Annotated in this window: 11 protein-coding genes; 5 read left to right on the plus strand and 6 right to left on the minus strand. The window is 59.2% G+C overall.

What is annotated here, in order from left to right; genetic code table 11:
• Nucleotides 1-7: 7 nt before the first annotated feature.
• Nucleotides 8-1,195, minus strand: coding sequence for a UDP-galactopyranose mutase (gene glf / locus EWR20_RS07225; RefSeq protein WP_129359938.1), 1,188 nt, complete (start codon nt 1,193-1,195; stop codon nt 8-10).
• A 428-nt stretch (nt 1,196-1,623) separates the two neighbouring features.
• Here glf and EWR20_RS07230 point away from each other — a divergent pair, with 428 nt between their 5' ends.
• Nucleotides 1,624-5,673, plus strand: a complete 4,050-nt coding sequence (locus EWR20_RS07230; RefSeq protein ID WP_165000982.1) for an FtsK/SpoIIIE domain-containing protein — start codon at nt 1,624-1,626, stop codon at nt 5,671-5,673.
• On the opposite strand, the gene EWR20_RS07235 is transcribed toward EWR20_RS07230, so the two are convergent.
• Nucleotides 5,566-6,009, minus strand: coding sequence for a hypothetical protein (locus EWR20_RS07235; RefSeq protein ID WP_129359940.1), 444 nt, complete (start codon nt 6,007-6,009; stop codon nt 5,566-5,568). The genes EWR20_RS07230 and EWR20_RS07235 overlap by 108 nt on opposite strands.
• Before the next feature lie 298 nt (nt 6,010-6,307).
• Between EWR20_RS07235 and EWR20_RS07240 the strand changes: the two genes are divergently transcribed.
• Nucleotides 6,308-6,556: a WhiB family transcriptional regulator gene (locus EWR20_RS07240; RefSeq protein ID WP_129359941.1), complete on the plus strand. Its 249-nt coding sequence runs from the start codon at nt 6,308-6,310 to the stop codon at nt 6,554-6,556.
• Between the two features lie 114 nt (nt 6,557-6,670).
• On the opposite strand, the gene EWR20_RS07245 is transcribed toward EWR20_RS07240, so the two are convergent.
• Nucleotides 6,671-8,251: a sensor histidine kinase gene (locus EWR20_RS07245; protein WP_129359942.1), complete on the minus strand. Its 1,581-nt coding sequence runs from the start codon at nt 8,249-8,251 to the stop codon at nt 6,671-6,673.
• Nucleotides 8,252-8,556: 305 nt separating this feature from the next.
• On the opposite strand from EWR20_RS07245, the gene EWR20_RS12795 reads away from it, so the two are divergent.
• From EWR20_RS12795 to EWR20_RS07260, 3 genes are all read left to right on the plus strand, one after another.
• A complete protein-coding gene (locus tag EWR20_RS12795; RefSeq protein WP_202864788.1) occupies nt 8,557-8,775 on the plus strand; it encodes a helix-turn-helix domain-containing protein in 219 nt (72 codons plus the stop codon).
• Between the two features lie 225 nt (nt 8,776-9,000).
• Nucleotides 9,001-9,864 (plus strand): hypothetical protein, encoded by an 864-nt coding sequence (locus tag EWR20_RS07255; protein WP_129359943.1) that lies wholly within the window; start codon nt 9,001-9,003, stop codon nt 9,862-9,864.
• Between the two features lie 90 nt (nt 9,865-9,954).
• Nucleotides 9,955-10,467, plus strand: a complete 513-nt coding sequence (locus EWR20_RS07260; protein WP_129359944.1) for an Rv3235 family protein — start codon at nt 9,955-9,957, stop codon at nt 10,465-10,467.
• Nucleotides 10,468-10,654: 187 nt separating this feature from the next.
• On the opposite strand, the gene secA is transcribed toward EWR20_RS07260, so the two are convergent.
• The 3 genes from secA to EWR20_RS07275 all read right to left on the minus strand — a co-directional run bounded on the left by secA (nt 10,655) and on the right by EWR20_RS07275 (nt 15,361).
• The gene (gene secA, locus EWR20_RS07265) at nt 10,655-13,420 is read right to left on the minus strand and encodes a preprotein translocase subunit SecA (RefSeq protein ID WP_129359945.1); all 2,766 of its coding nucleotides are present in this window, start codon (nt 13,418-13,420) and stop codon (nt 10,655-10,657) included.
• A gap of 216 nt (nt 13,421-13,636) precedes the next feature.
• Complete coding sequence (hpf, locus tag EWR20_RS07270; protein WP_129359946.1) at nt 13,637-14,338, minus strand: ribosome hibernation-promoting factor, HPF/YfiA family; 702 nt, start codon at nt 14,336-14,338, stop codon at nt 13,637-13,639.
• Nucleotides 14,339-14,512: 174 nt separating this feature from the next.
• On the minus strand, nt 14,513-15,361 hold the full coding sequence (locus EWR20_RS07275; protein WP_129359947.1) for a ComF family protein: 849 nt from the start codon (nt 15,359-15,361) through the stop codon (nt 14,513-14,515).
• Between the last annotated feature and the right edge of the window lie 12 nt (nt 15,362-15,373).

Here is a 15,373-nt window from a genome sequence, read left to right on the forward strand (position 1 = left end):
TGACTGCTCACGCGTCCACTCCCCCGCTTTCGAGCTTCTGGCCGCCTTGGAAGTGCGACCTGATCTTGTTGTCGAACATAGACAGCGCAGAGCCGATGGCCATGTGCATGTCCAGGTATTTGTAGGTTCCGAGGCGTCCACCGAAGAGAACCGATTCTTCTCCGCGGGCCAAGTCGCGGTACTTCAACAGCCTCTGACGGTCCACGTCGGTGTTAATCGGGTAATAGGGCTCATCACCCTTTTCTGCGAAACGGGAGAACTCGCGCATGATGACGGTGGCGTCCTTCGTGTAGTCCCGTTCCGGGTGGAAGTGACGGAACTCGTGAATACGTGTGAAAGGCACGCCCTCGTCCGGATAGTTCATGACCGAACAACCCTGGAAGTCCTCCATCGGGAGCACCTCTTCTTCGAGATCAATCGTGCGCCAGGACAGATCCCCCTCGGCATAGTCGAAGTAGCGGTCCACGGGACCCGTGTAGACGACCGGTACCTGGCCGAGAACCTTGGAGCGAGAGAACTCGTGGCTGTCATCGAAGAAATCCGTGTCGAGGTGAACCTCGATGTTGGGGTGATCGGCCATACGTTCGAGCCAGGCGGTGTAGCCGTCGACCGGGAGGCCCTCATGCGTGTCGTTGAAGTACCGGTTGTCATAGGTGTACCGGACGGGGAGACGATTGATGATCGACGCCGGCAGGTCCTTGGGATCGGTCTGCCACTGCTTGCCAGTGTAGTGCTTGATAAACGCTTCGTAGAGCGGACGACCAATGAGCTGGATGCCCTTGTCGTTGAGGTTCTCCGGATCGGTGCCCGCAAGTTCCCCGGCTTGCTCCTTGATGAGATCCCGGGCTTCCTGAGGGCTGTACGCCGAGCGGAAGAACTGGTTGATCGTCCCCAAGTTGATCGGCATGGGGAAAACCTCGTCATTGTGCCGTGTGTAAACGCGGTGGACGTAGTTGGTGAACTCGGTAAAGCGGTTGACGTAATCCCACACCCGCTCGTTGGAAGTGTGGAACAGGTGCGCACCGTAGCGGTGGACCTCGATTCCAGTCTTCTCTTCCTTCTCGCTGTAAGCGTTACCACCGATGTGCGAACGGCGGTCAAGAAGGGCAACCTTGAGTCCCAACTCCGTCGCCGCTTGCTCGGCGATGGTCAATCCGAAAAGACCAGATCCTACGACCACTAGATCTGCGTTCACGCAAAACTCCTGTTGCTCTTGAGCCAGGGCCGCTGATGGGCCCGAGGGCTGACGTGTCCGCGTCCGACCTTTCGATCGCACACGGATCTCTCGATTTCGATCCTAGTAGAAAGCATGCGGCGACAAATCATCTGTTGACCCACAGCATCGATTCTCCAGGAGTCCCGACTTACCAAGCTACAACACGGTGGTGAGACATGCCTTAAGCCCAGCCGAACATCGAGAAGTTTTTCAGAAATAACCCTCAACCAGGACCAACGTCTTCGCCCGTCCACAACCGTATTGACCCCGGGGGTATCCGGGGTAACGGTACACAATTGTTGGCCGCTTTGGTCATTTCGGGCGAAGACCGCCCCCTTGCAGAGTTAGATCACGGTATGGAGCTCAATATTTCGATTTTTGATCCAACGGTTTCACGAGGGTTTTCGATGAGGATCTCAGCCTCCGTCGGAACGCAGGGGGCACTCATCGAAGACCTCCTCAACGAGCACATCGGCCATCAAACAACGTGGCATGTAGGAGGTATCCCACTTCATCAAGCGAAGTTCGGATCCCCACCGTTCGTCGAGGGAGCCATGATTCGCGCTTCAGAGGGTTCGTCCCCGCCAGCTGAGCCAGCGCCCCTCAGAATCACCTGCACCGAGGGTTTCGCAGCCGGAACCAACTTCCCGGTCAGGAGGGGTAGTTTCACCATGGGGCGGGACCTCACGGATATTTCTTTGAGCAACCCGCATCTACCTCCTTTCGCGGCCACGCTGAACGTCACTGATCAACATGCCGTCTTCCGTCCAGCCGATCAGAAACCTGTGACCAAGCTCGCATGCGGTGAGATCATTACTGTCAACGGGTCACGCCTCGAGCTTGAGGACTGGACAACAAAACGTCCCCTGTCCGTGTCGCACCTTCCCTTGCCCGCACAAGATCTCCGCTTCGCCAGCGATTCGGAGGGTCGGAAAATCTTGCTGTTCACCAGCCTCGTGCCGATCCTGTTCGGCGTGGTGACCGCATTGGTCTGGAACATGTGGTTCATGCTCCTCTTCGGATGCTTGAGTTCGATCGTGACCTTGGCCCACTGGTGGGCCAAGGGCCGAGGCAAGGGCCGTGATCGAAAACTGTTCGCAGAAGCCCGTTCCCGCGAGCTCAATTCCATCGCACGCCTCGTACCTCCCATCGGAGCCCGAATTGCTGAGGTCGTTGTTCGACTCGAGTCTTCTACGGAGTGGAGCAGAAGTCCTCCATCGCCGCGTGGACGACGTCCCTATGAGACGTCTGCACAAGAGCTGTGGGTCAGGTGGGGGCGAGGCCCTCGCGCTCTTCATATTTCGGATAGGTTTTCGAGTCCGACCTATACAGCGCAGAACATGCCTGTGTTGACGAGCCTTCGGGTCCCCCATCTCCTGCTGATGAGCACGGACGGTCGCGACGACGGCATGGCTACGTTGCTTGCCCATTTGCTGGTGGACGGTCTACCCCTTGAATGGGCCGCTTGTCCTGCAGACTGCGACATCTGTCGAGAGTTTTCACGACGGTGGGGACAGCTCGTGAATTTCTCGGACGACAGTGCTCCGTCGCTCTCGAATCCTCCCGTTTCGCTGGTATGCGCGAACCGATTCACGCTGGAGAACGGTCCAGGCATGATCGTTTTCATCGGATTGGACTCTCCTCGCCTCTCTCCGCCTGCCGCGTGGGACGGGATTCTGGTCAGCCCATCCCCCGGCGGACTCGTGATCAGGCCCGAAGGCACAGCGAAGGACGGCTGCATAGGGGCGGTGAGCGGAGTCGGACTGACGTGCTCTGCACCGGATATTCCACCGCTGGACCTCTTGGAGATATTGGTCCACGTCAATCGTTCTCTGGTACCCGTCAACCGGTCCGTGACCTCCTGCCGGCTGTCCACTCGGGAAGACCTCGCCATCGAGACTGCTTCGGACCGCTGGTCACTGTCGCGAAAGGATGCAGCGCTCATGGTTGATTTCGGGAAAGACGCCAAAAGCGGAAAGCTCTTGAGCTACGACTTGAATGAAATCGGCCCACATTGCGTGGTTGCCGGGACCACCGGATCAGGGAAATCAGAATTCTTGCGAGGAATTCTCACTTCCTTGGCTCTGCGGTATCCGCCGGACCGTATTGGGTTCATCCTCATCGACTTCAAGGGCGGTACCAGCTTCGGACCTGTAGCTCGTTTGCCGCATGTCCACTCGGCTCTCTCCGATCTGGACGAACCTGTCATCCTCCGAGGCTTGGCCTTCATCGAGGCGGAAATTCGCCGCAGGGAATCGCTCTTCGCGGACGTCAAAGCACACTCGTGGCCGGAATACACCAAAGGGTTCCGTGGTGATTCCGGCACGAAGCGGTGCCCGCTACCGGAAATCCTGGTCGCCGTCGACGAGTTCAGAATCCTGGTCGACACATTCCCCACTGCCATGGACAGGCTCATGCACATAGCGGCGGCAGGCCGATCACTCGAAATCCACCTCGTCATGTCCACCCAACGGCCACAAGGCGCAATTTCTTCCGATATTCGGGCGAACGTATCGGTAAACGTCTGTTTCCGCGTCGCCTCCGAACCCGAATCCGTCGGCGTGATCGGCACTCCCCAAGCAGCAGAACTTCCGGCGACTAGCCCAGGCACGGGATACGTGAGCGTTGCCGGCGCGGTCCTGCATTTTCACGCCATTCATGTGGATGCTCTTCCCAGGACCCCACCGCTCAAGCCTTTGAGGATCCCACGGTCATCACACCAGGAAGTGGGTTCTGGCCGAACGGGCAAGACGTCCGCTTCGACAGACTCGATTCTCGGCGAACATATCGCCGAATTCACGGAACGGGTTCGGATGATCGAATCGGGTTCCACGGCTCCGGTCATACCTCCGCGCCTGGACAATCGGATTTCCCGATTCTCGGATCCGCACATGGTGGCAGGCAGTATGGCTACAGTTCACTCTCCCGGCCTGTACCTGGGCCACGGCGAAATCCCCCGACGTGCTTGGCAAGGCCCTGTGCTGTGGACGGGTCGAGAACTCGGCGCGCTCGAAGTCGTCGGACCTGTTCAGCGTCAGCTTAGTTTTGCAACAAGACTCTTGATGTCAGCGGCAACGGCGAATCAGCCGATCTACGCAATCTCATGCGATCCGGAACTTCACCTTACGATCACTAAGGCGTCGACGGCAGGTCTGGATATTCGTGGCGCGGCCGATCTGGCGGACCCGCTCTTCGTTGTAGAAGTCCTCACCGAACTCATTCGCACGCCACGGAGCAGCCCTTCGAATCCTGTCCTAGTGATCGTTCAGGGCACCGACAGGCTCCTCGAGAGCTTCGTGGCTTTCGGCTACGACCTCGCGAAGAACATTCAGGATTTGGTCGTTGCTCACGGCGCCCACTGGAATCTCGCGCTTCTCGGGGGCAAAAGACTTCCGCCCGACATCCGACAATACTGCCCCGCCAAAATCTTTGCCCAAGATTCGGATTCCAATGAATTTCGTCTTTCTCACCCACGCGAATCCGCCGAACTGCTCGACGACCTGTGGATCTGCGAAGGAACGATGACCCGGAACCGGGGACCCTTGGGACTGCTTCCGCCTTCGCGGAATGCAACCAGGGACCTCACCGATCTGGTCCGGGCGAAACAGGAGAGCGATTCGACAAAACGGCGACCGATCGCACCTGTCGTGAATTTACCGATGATGAGGAGGCCGCGGCCGAAATTGACGTGGTGCCTGCCAGACCATCGCGGATCGAGGGTTCGAGTGACCGACCCAGAGCCGTATCCAGCTGGCCCGGGGCAAAAGCCCGGAATCGAGCTCCTGGTAGGCGTAAGCTCGCCTCTGCCGAAGGAATGTCGCGCGCTGGCCGTCCCCGGAGAAGCACTTGCGTTGGTCTACGCGTCACGCACCACTGAAGAACAGCTCCTGGACGTACTGACGAATTTTAACCCACATCTGGGCTGGCGAATCTTCGAGGCGGGAAACAATCCAATGGCGTCTGGGCTGGGTCAGGTGCTGGAACATACCCCCGCAGGCTCAGGCTCAAACGTGGCCGTTGTCCGAGACGTGCCGAGCTGGCCTCTTGCCGAGATGGATCGGGTCGATGAGATCGTTCATTCCCACCGTTTGGCGATTCTCACTTTTCCCATGGGATCACCGGCGACGATCACCTGCCGATGGGCCGAATCGATACGCTCCTCGACGAGCGCGATTTTCGCGGGCCCGATCCATAATGGTTCGTGCGGGTTTCGGCCTGAGCCAACGCCTCCCTACAAACTCCGCCTCGATGAAGACGAAGGATTGGTCCTGTCACATGGGACGTGGGAGCGCTTCAAGATCCCCCGTATGGCTAGAAGCTCTCGGAGACCGCGTCACGCCGAAGCGGAGCTATCTCTCGCGGAGTCCGTTCGCTCGCAGAAGATGGTTCTGGACAGCGGCGCTGAACAACAGCACACCGACAAGTACTCCGTACAGGACGGGAACGGCCACGAGTAACCAGCCCCACGCGGATGCCATCTGAAGTGCGATGACAATCAGAAAGATCTGGGTCAACAATATGAGAGCCCGCGGCCACAGACTGCCCTTGACGGTGCTCCGTGCTGCTCCTATTAGCCACAGGCCATAACCGATGTACAGAAGGGACATAATGACGATGGCGCCGAAAGGCATGGCGTGGTCCTGGAAGAAGACTTCGACCGTTTGAAAAATTCCTGCTCCGACAAGACAGAGACCCTCGAGGCCGACAAGACCTGCCAAGACGAAAACGGGGCGGGAAGGACTCACCCGAGGCTCATTCTCCAAGCGTGCTTCTTCCGATCGAGAGTCAGTCATGAGCCCATTCTAACGGGACCGATTCGAACCGACTGATCCACCAGAAATTCCCGCTCGACCGCGTGATCACGCCTGGGATGGTTTCCGTGTCAAGCGCTCTCGAGTGTGAGATAAAACATCACTAATGTGTCAATTTGACAGACGGACCCTCTTGTTCACGAGAAGTTTACGTGGGAACCTTTAAGAAGTTCTCAATCAAGCCCCCGTCCTGGGGGCTCTTTATTTGTATTACTCGCTGGCGAACCGATTTTGGCGCGTCATGACGGGGCATCACATGTGAAACAAGGAGCGTGCATCGATGGATTGGCGCAGTCGCGCAGCCTGTCTCGAAAAGGACCCTGAGCTTTTCTTCCCGGTTGGAAATACCGGTCCGGCCCTCCTTCAAATTGAGGAGGCCAAAGCCGTCTGCCGAAGCTGCACCGTCATGGACACCTGCTTGCAGTGGGCCATGGAAACCGGCCAAGACTCCGGTGTCTGGGGAGGAATGAGCGAGGACGAGCGACGCGCGATGAAACGCCGCGCCGCACGCGCCCGCCGCGCGTCCTAGACGTTTACGTCTGACTGGACACACCCCCTCGTATTTATGGCGCCGCCCTCGGAAGATTTCTTCTTCCTGGGGCGGCGTTTTCCGTTGGGTGCCGACTCGATGAGACCGCTCAGACTATGACCGGTCAGCTGCCCGCTCGGGAATTTGTGCGGTGATGACCACTTCCGTTCCGCCACCGTTACGCGGACGCCAGACTATGGACCCCTTGAGCTCACTGGCGACGAGGGTCCGAACGATCTGCATTCCAAGGCCCTCTCCCTCGGAAGGAGGCCGGTAGGCGGAGACGCCCGATTCCTCGATGTAGCTGTCCCCCATCCCGATGCCGTCGTCCCCCACCGTCACGATGAGTTCTTGCCCACCATCCGCAGCATCCACTCGACGCCCATCGAGCGTAACGGTCCCGGAATGCCCATCGAGTCCGTGCTCAACAGCGTTGGCCACGATTTCGTTGATGATCAAGGCTAGCGGCGTGGCCAGTTCACTGGGAAGCTGGCCGAACTCGCCCGTCATTTCGGTTGAAACCGCCTGTCCTGGGGAAGCCACCTCAGCCGCAAGATGGAACTGGCGATTAATCAGGTCGTCAAAATCAACGTTCTGCGTCAGCCCCTGCGACAGGGCCTCATGCACCATGGCGATCGTGGCCACACGACGCATGGCCTGCTCCAATCCCAGTTTCCCCTCGGAGGAAGTCATTCGCCGGGCTTGCAGGCGCAACAATGCTGATACAGTCTGCAAATTGTTTTTGACTCGGTGGTGAATTTCTCGGATCGTCGCGTCCTTGGTCATTAATTCCAATTCGCGACGGCGCAATTCCGTCACGTCACGGCAGAGGAGCAACGCCCCGAACCGCTCCTCCCCACGTCGCGTCTGGCGTCTCAAGGGGACTGCCCTGAACGTGATGCTGACCTTGGACGTGCTGACCTCGCCCCTCCAGGGCATACGTCCAGTGAGAACGAGCGGGAGAGTCTCGTCCGCTTTCTCGGCGGCGGGGAGAAGGTCCCGAGTCAGATCGGCCAGTAGGTTCCCGGTCAACGCGTCCGCGAATCCGAGTCGCCGGTAGACCGATACAGCATTGGGAGATGCAAAAGTGACACGACCTTCGGCGTCCAAACGGATAACGCCATCGCTGACCCTCGGGTTGCCGCGCGAAGTCTCATTCGACGAGCTGAAGTCCGGCCACGCCCCACGGGCCACCATACTGAGGATCTCTCGTGCGGTTTCACGGAAGACAGTGTCGAGTCTTCCCTGCATCCGACCTGATTGTTCGCCGTGGTGCAACGACAGGACGGCTACTGTTCGTCCGTTTCTGACGAGAGGGTACAGAACCACGCGCATCGTCGACTCCGCATTCCAGTCGACCCTGTCCAAGAACTGAGTCGCCTGGTCGTACCAACAAATGCGCGCGGCCGTCTCCACCTGCGAGCTCATTCGAAGCCCCACCATGTCTCGATGGAAGACGGTTTGCGTTGTCGAGGGCCGAACGTGCGCCATCCCGGAGAATCCGGCTTGCGGAGCGGGACCGCCTTGCCCTTTTCCGCTCCGCTCACTCGATTGAAATTCTTCAGGGAACCACAGCACAAGGTCACCTTGTGCGAGATCGGCGATCATTTGCCAATCCCCGACCAAAAGGTGCAACCACTCTGAGTCGCCCGGACCGAATTCGCCGGTTTTAAGTAGAGGTTCCGCGAGCGTCATATCATCCTTGCAAGTGGAGTGGCTGTCTACTCACCATCTTAGAGGCCGCCAAGGTGCCCTCCGTAGTCGTTGCGTCGGAATAGCTCGACTAGATATGAGCCCCGTCAGCATCTGACAAGCAGTCACGACGACTCAGGCCCTCTATGGTCGGCTCCCCGTTCTGTGGAATGTTGTCGTCGATCGGGGTGACCGAAAGTATTTCACATTTGGGTGAACGACTTGAGGCCGCGAACAACCCGAGATATATACGGTGTGTACTCTCGGACGAACCGCCGATTCTCGGCATCTCGGAAGGAATCCTGCCCGTGACCGCGCGACACTTTCTTACTTTGGCTGACGTCGCGGACATCCTGAATATCTCCATATCACAAACGAGAGCTCTGGTACGTTCCGGGGAGCTTCCCGCTATCCAGATCGGCGGTCGGGGCCAATGGCGGATAGAACGATCAGTCCTCGAGGACTACATCGCGGAGGGGTACAGAAAGACGGCGGAACTCATCCACCATCGAGACGACGTCGTTTGATAGCCCCCCCCTGTCCCTGCCCCTGGGACCGTGTGCTCTGGCGGTGAGACGCTTTTCGTCGTCCGTAAATGAGTGTTGTCGATGAATCTGCTTGTTGCAGGCTATGTATTGACTCTTGGTCCACCATTTCGCCTTTTCTTCATCCACAGGCCTTTACGGAAGCCCCGGGTGCACTGTAAATATAGATCATCAACTCGCACCAAACGGCATCAAAGGAACACCGTGATGACCAAAAGCCCACAAGCTCGTCCCCACCCCGGCCGATCGCATCTCGGAAAGACCAGTCCACGGCCGGCAGCCCTCCGTTTTGCCGCAGGTTTCGGCGCCGTAGCAGTTCCGCCTCTGCTCTCCATATACATGGTCTTGCGGTTGGGGGTCGGCGAGCTGGCTCTCAGCGTCCTGTCCGGAACAGGCGGCACAGAGCCGTCTGCCGACGAACTCATCATGGGGCTCTGTGCAACGGGCGCTCTCATCATGTCTCTGTGGTGGTGTGTTGAAGGGACATCCGTACTCATCGCCGTCGCGGCAGGATCTAGCTCGTCCCAGCGTAGACAGAAGAGCTGGCGCAATACCCCGATTCTCCGCAGGGTCTTGGGCCTTGTGTTGGGCACTCACATCATTATTGGATCGGCGCCGTCCTTGGCGACTCCGGGGAGCATATCCGGCGACCCCGCCGCCCTCGGGACGACTCCCCCAGATTCACTGTCAGCCCAGGTGAGCCCTCTCTTCGGTGGTTCCCCCGTTCGTCCGGAGCCTTCCGAGCCTCGTTCTGACCAGCGAACACCCTCCGATCTGGATGCGCAATCCACCGAGAAACCGTCACCCTACTTCGCCAGCATGAACGAACCTCGCGGGCTTGCCGCGGGTTCGAATGACTCCGGCTCGGTGGAATATCGGGAATGGGTTGTCCATCGCGGTGAATCTCTGTGGTCCATAGCAGGTCACTTGGCCGGGCCCGGTGCCACGGACGGAGACATCCTCCGAACCATGCACGCCCTGGAGTCGGAGAACCGGTCGGCTCTCCGAGGCCGGCCTTACCTGATCCATGCCGGCACGGTGCTTGCGGTGCCCCATCGATTCTCGTCATAGTCACGGGATTCTATGGGTCCGGAGAGCAGTCTGTGACCCGGCGATCGCTTCTTCTCCCTCTCAACATCCCTGATCATGAAAGGATCTCCCATGAGCTCACGACCAGAGCATCGAGGCCGTCGGCGCGTCAACAAACGAGGGACCGTCCTGTCCATCGAAAATCTGCGCGGTACGCCACGGGCGCACCCCGAAGGGCCACCTTCTTTCTACAAATGGCGCGATCATTCGACAGACCCTCGGGAGGAGCTTCGGCGGGTCCACGCCATAGCCGGCACGATGGGTGTGGCAATTATCGAAGTCATCTCGGGCAAACGATCTCCGAGCCAGCTCGTCCGGTGGGTGCATCCGAGAGTCTTGGAGCGCATCGAGAGGAGGGCTACGATCGAGACCGCGGAAGGCCCCGTTGCCGCCGAACCCATTTTCGGGAACAAGCGTTTCAACCCGACCAATCTGAGACCTCGACGGGTCCGCGCCATACCCGTTGGACACAACGAATACGAGGCGAGCGTCGTCGTGGGCAACGGTGACCGTTGCCGGGCTTTGGCCCTCCGCATCCACAAGGCGAGAGGTCAGTGGCAAATCATTCAGGCCGAAATCGGCTAGTCTGCGTCATCCCGCCGCGCCGGTTCTCCAGCCAGCGGTCCGTTCAAACCCGAACATTCCCTGGTCCGCGAAGGGCGGACCTCGACAATATGAAACTGGGACCGGATGCCGAACATACAATGTTCAGCCTCCGGTCCCATATTCGGGTCAGCCCGTAGCACAGGGCCCCGCGGCGATCACGCGAAAGTTATTTGCGCTTCTTGCGGCTCTTCTTCGTGCTGCCCCGCCCACGAGCGGGCTTCTGCTCGGACGCCCCTGACACGGTGTCCCCCGACGAAGCAGCGGTGGTTGCCGTCGAAGACTCTCCCCCGGACGAAGCAGGCGCCCCATCCGCTGGCGCTTCGTCCTCGGGGTTTGCCTCGATATGGGATTCCTCGCCGCCGTCCTCACTCGGAGCCGAGAGTCGGAGGAACTTCGGCTGCTGAGGAATGGTCAGCGCTTGCGAAGACATCTGCGTACGCTGCTTCGTGAGGTCGAGGTTGAACAAATATGCAACCGTCTCTTCGCGAATCGCGTCCATCATCGTCTGGAACATCGCGTAGCCTTCACGCTGATATTCGACGAGGGGATCGCGCTGGGCCATGGCTCGCAGGCCGATGCCTTCCTTGAGGTAATCCATCTCGTAGAGATGTTCGGGCCAATGCCGCCCAATCACGGAAAGAACGACCCGACGCTCGATGTTGCGCATCGCATCGGATCCGACCTCTTCCTCACGAGTCTCGTAGATGACTTTCGCATCGGACAGGATCTCTTCGATGAGCTTTTCCTGGGTGATCTTCGAGCGACCGCCCACCGACTCCTCGAGGTCTTCGATCGAGATGCTGACAGGATATATAGTCTGCAGCGACTCCCAGAGGCGTTCGAGGTCCCAGTCTTCCGCGTGCCCCTGCCTGGTCTTGTCCTCAATAGCCGAGGTCAGGACCTCGTCGATGAACTTCTGGACTTGCTCGCCTATATCGTCGCCCTCAAGGATCTTCGCACGGTCCGAATAAATGGCCTCGCGCTGACGGTTGAGGACGTCGTCGTACTTGAGAATGTTCTTACGTTGTTCGGCGTTCCTGGCCTCGACCTGATTCTGCGCAGATGCAATCACTCGGGTGACGATGCGATGCTCGAGAGCCGTGTCGTCCGGTGCCCCGGCCATGAGCCGGCCGGCGGCCGCCCCGTTGAACAGACGCATGAGGTCATCGGCGAGTGAGAGGTAGAAACGGGACTCACCCGGGTCGCCCTGGCGACCGGAACGGCCGCGCAACTGATTGTCGATGCGGCGAGACTCATGCCGCTCGGTGCCCAGCACGTACAAACCACCGAGCTCCGTGACTTCCTCATGCTCCTTCTTGGTCGCCTGCTCGCACTCGGCCAGGACCTCGGGCCACTTGGCTTCGTATTCTTCGGGACGCTCCTGAGAGTCGTAACCCAGCTCGGTCATACGGTCCACCGCGTCGAATTCGGCGTTGCCACCGAGCATGATGTCTGTACCGCGACCGGCCATGTTGGTCGCAACCGTGACGGCGCCCTTTCGGCCGGCCTGGGCGACGATCGCTGCCTCACGGGCGTGGTTCTTGGCGTTCAGCACCTCGTGCGGAACGCCTTCCTTGATGAGAAGCTTGGACAAGTACTCGGACTTCTCCACGCTCGTGGTACCCACCAGAACCGGCTGGCCCTTCTCGTGACGCTTGGCGATGTCCTTGACGACGGCCGCGAACTTGGCGACCTCGTTCTTGTACACCAAGTCCGGCTGGTCCTTACGAATCAGCGGCTTATTGGGATCGATAACGGCGATGCCCAGCTCATAGGTATTGACGAATTCCGCGGCCTCCGTCTCAGCGGTACCGGTCATGCCGGAGAGCTTGTCATAAAGGCGGAAGTAGTTCTGCAGTGTGACAGTCGCCAGAGTCTGGTTTTCGGCCTTGACCTCGACCTGTTCCTTGGCTTCGATCGACTGGTGAACGCCCTCGTTGTACCGGCGTCCCGGAAGGATGCGCCCCGTGTGCTCGTCCACGATCAGGACTTCGCCCTTCATGACAACGTAATCCTTGTTGTTCGTGAACAGCTCTTTGGCCTTGATCGCATTGTTGAGGAATCCGATCAGCGGCGTATTTGCGGATTCGTAGAGATTGTCGATGCCCAAATGATCTTCGACCTTCTCGATACCGCTCTCGAGCACGCCGACGGTTTTCTTCTTCTCGTCAACCTCGTAGTCTTCGTCGCGAACCAGCGTCTTGGCAACTCGGGCGAATTCGTTGTACCAGCGGTTCGCTTCCCCCGACGACGGGCCGGAAATGATGAGCGGCGTCCGGGCCTCATCGATGAGAATCGAGTCGACCTCATCCACGATGGCGAAGTTGTGTCCGCGCTGCACCCGGTCGTCCACGGTCCAAGCCATATTGTCCCGGAGATAATCGAAACCGAACTCGTTGTTCGTACCGTAGGTGATGTCGGCTTCGTACTGTTTCCGGCGCACCTCAGGGGTCTGCTGGGAGACGATCACGCCGGTCTCAAGGCCGAGGAACCGGTAGACACGCCCCATCAGATTGGCCTGATACTCGGCCAGATAGTCATTCACCGTGACGACGTGGACGCCCTTGCCCGTCAGCGCATTGAGATATGCGGGGGCCGTTGCGACCAGAGTTTTGCCCTCACCGGTCTTCATCTCTGCGATGTTTCCCAGGTGAAGGGCGGCGCCGCCCATCAGCTGAACGTCGTAATGCCTTTGTCCCAAGGTCCGTCCCGCAGCCTCGCGAACGACAGCAAATGCCTCGGGCAGGAGGAGGTCGAGCGATTCACCCTCCTCGATGCGTTTCTTGAAGGAGTCAGTCTCGGCACGCAATTCAGCGTCCGTGTACTCCTTGAAATCATCTTCCAACGAGTTGATGGCATCGGCATAGACCCTCAATTTTTTGAGCAGTCTTTTGTCTCCGGTGCGGAGAACCTTTTCCAAGAAGGATGCCACGAGTACTTACTCCTAGTAGCTGACGAGATTCCAAGTGCAGTGACCACGGTTTAAGGCCATGCGGGGCCGCCATAGGTGCTACCCCAACAGCCCAGTCTACGTAAGTCTAAACAAGGCGCCTGGGTTTTGCCTTAGTAGCGACAAAAATTGTGGGTTGAGCGCGTCTCGCCCGGGCCGTATTGGCCCGGGCGAGACAATCGTCTTCAACGCGACACGTCAACCTTCAGTAACGGGTTTGTACATCCTGGTTTCGTTGAGCCCTTCCGGCGGAGCGTCGTCCCCGAGAACGATTACCCCGTACGTCCAACCTTTGCGGCGATAGACGGCCGCCGGCCTGTCCAATTCCGAATCCACGAACAGGTAGAAATCGTGCCCCACGAGCTCCATGCGATCCACCGCTTGATCCACCGTGATTTTTTCGGTGGGGAACGTCTTCCTGCGGATCTCGACTGGGGAGACATCGTCGGCCAGCGAGTAACCGTCGTCGAAAGAATCCTGCTGGTCGTCTCCGGGTTGCTTTTCCAAGACAATATCTTCAATAGGCACCTGGCCTCCGGACGACCCGTCAATCACCGGGATTGATCCGGTTGCCTCCGAGACCGATTGTGGCCGGTGGTTGCCGCGGTGGATCTTTCGGCGGTCCCTTGCTCTGCGGAGCCTCTCGAGCAGCTTCGCGTAGGCGTCCTCGAATACGGCGAATTTGTCCGATCCTTGAGCTTCGGCACGAAGAACAGGGCCTTTACCATGAACGGTGATCTCAACGGTGATGGCTTGAGGCCCGTTTCCGACCTTGCTGACCTTCACATCAACGACGTCCATGTGGTCGTTGAGCTTCTCGAACTTCTCGACCTTTTCCTCTGCATACTCCCGAAAGCGATCCGGGACCTTGACGTTGCGTCCGTATACATTGAGTTCCACGATGGCCTCCCGCGGTTGGGGCGAGGTGAGGTCTCGCTGGCTAGCGAGTCGCGCTCGGGCCCTCGAGCCTCACAGGGAGCGGATCTGACCGTCTCCTTGACTCAACGTTAATTGACGAAGAACCTTTCGTCACCCACCCGATCAATGTGACGCGCTAAACATTCGGAGTTTCTCTCAGGGCGCACGAACACTCGCGATGACGGCCGCTCCCACCACTGTGGCGCCGGCTTTCTCGATGGCGCGTTTGGACTCCCGGAGGGTCGATCCCGTGGTCGCCACGTCATCGATAAGGATGCATGTGCGCCCCTGGAGTTCAGGTCGGAGTCCCATCAACCGGGCGGGTACAGACAAAGAGACATGCATGGACCCGTCCGCGCGCTGCGAACGCTGGCGAGCGCTCAGGCTCTTTTGTCCGTTCGCACGGCCCGTCATGCAGGAGACGACCCCACGAAAGTGAGTCTCCCTCCTGATAAGCAGCGGAGCAACGCGCAAGCCACCGTGTCGTTTGGCCTCGTGGAGTCTGCTGCTCGATCCGACGGCCTTGCGGATGAGCAGCTCGCTGGGTACGAATCCACGCCTCCTGAACGCCGCGGCCGAAGAGGGTACGGGGACCAGCAAGACGGTGTCAGCTCCCCAAGACGAGCCCCGCGTGCGGTATTGCGCTGGCCAGCGGCCTTTCATGGCCTCGGCAACGGACCGCGCCAACGCTCGACCGAGAAATGGCGCGACGTCGACCCGCTGGGCGTTTTTGAACGCAAGGAGAAGCCTCGCCAATTCGTGACGGTAGGAACCGGCCGCGAAGCAAGGAACCTGCGAGGGCCATTGGGGCAATGAATCGGCGACATCCCGCGGACAAGAGACAAGCCTGTGCACGAGAGCTCGGCAAATCCGGCACACGGGGCCTCGCCCTTCAGAACACCCCGCGCACGGTTGAGGAAAAATCAGCTCCACGGCGTCGGCCAACGCGTCCGTCAGGCGCAAGGCCATCCGATCGCAGGTCTGCAGCGCATCGCTTTTTTCCACGCGGATCCCTCC

The sequence above is a fragment of the Rothia uropygioeca genome (assembly GCF_004136585.1).
Lineage (GTDB): Bacteria > Actinomycetota > Actinomycetes > Actinomycetales > Micrococcaceae > Rothia.

Bases quoted from the DNA above. Each gene is read 5' to 3' on its own strand.
- EWR20_RS07230 (WP_165000982.1), top strand. From the start codon at position 1,624: ATGAGGATCTCAGCCTCCGTCGGAACGCAGGGGGCACTCATCGAAGAC.
- EWR20_RS07235 (WP_129359940.1), bottom strand. From the start codon at position 6,009: ATGACTGACTCTCGATCGGAAGAAGCACGCTTGGAGAATGAGCCTCGG.
- EWR20_RS07240 (WP_129359941.1), top strand. From the start codon at position 6,308: ATGGATTGGCGCAGTCGCGCAGCCTGTCTCGAAAAGGACCCTGAGCTT.
- EWR20_RS07245 (WP_129359942.1), bottom strand. From the start codon at position 8,251: ATGACGCTCGCGGAACCTCTACTTAAAACCGGCGAATTCGGTCCGGGC.
- EWR20_RS07255 (WP_129359943.1), top strand. From the start codon at position 9,001: ATGACCAAAAGCCCACAAGCTCGTCCCCACCCCGGCCGATCGCATCTC.
- EWR20_RS07260 (WP_129359944.1), top strand. From the start codon at position 9,955: ATGAGCTCACGACCAGAGCATCGAGGCCGTCGGCGCGTCAACAAACGA.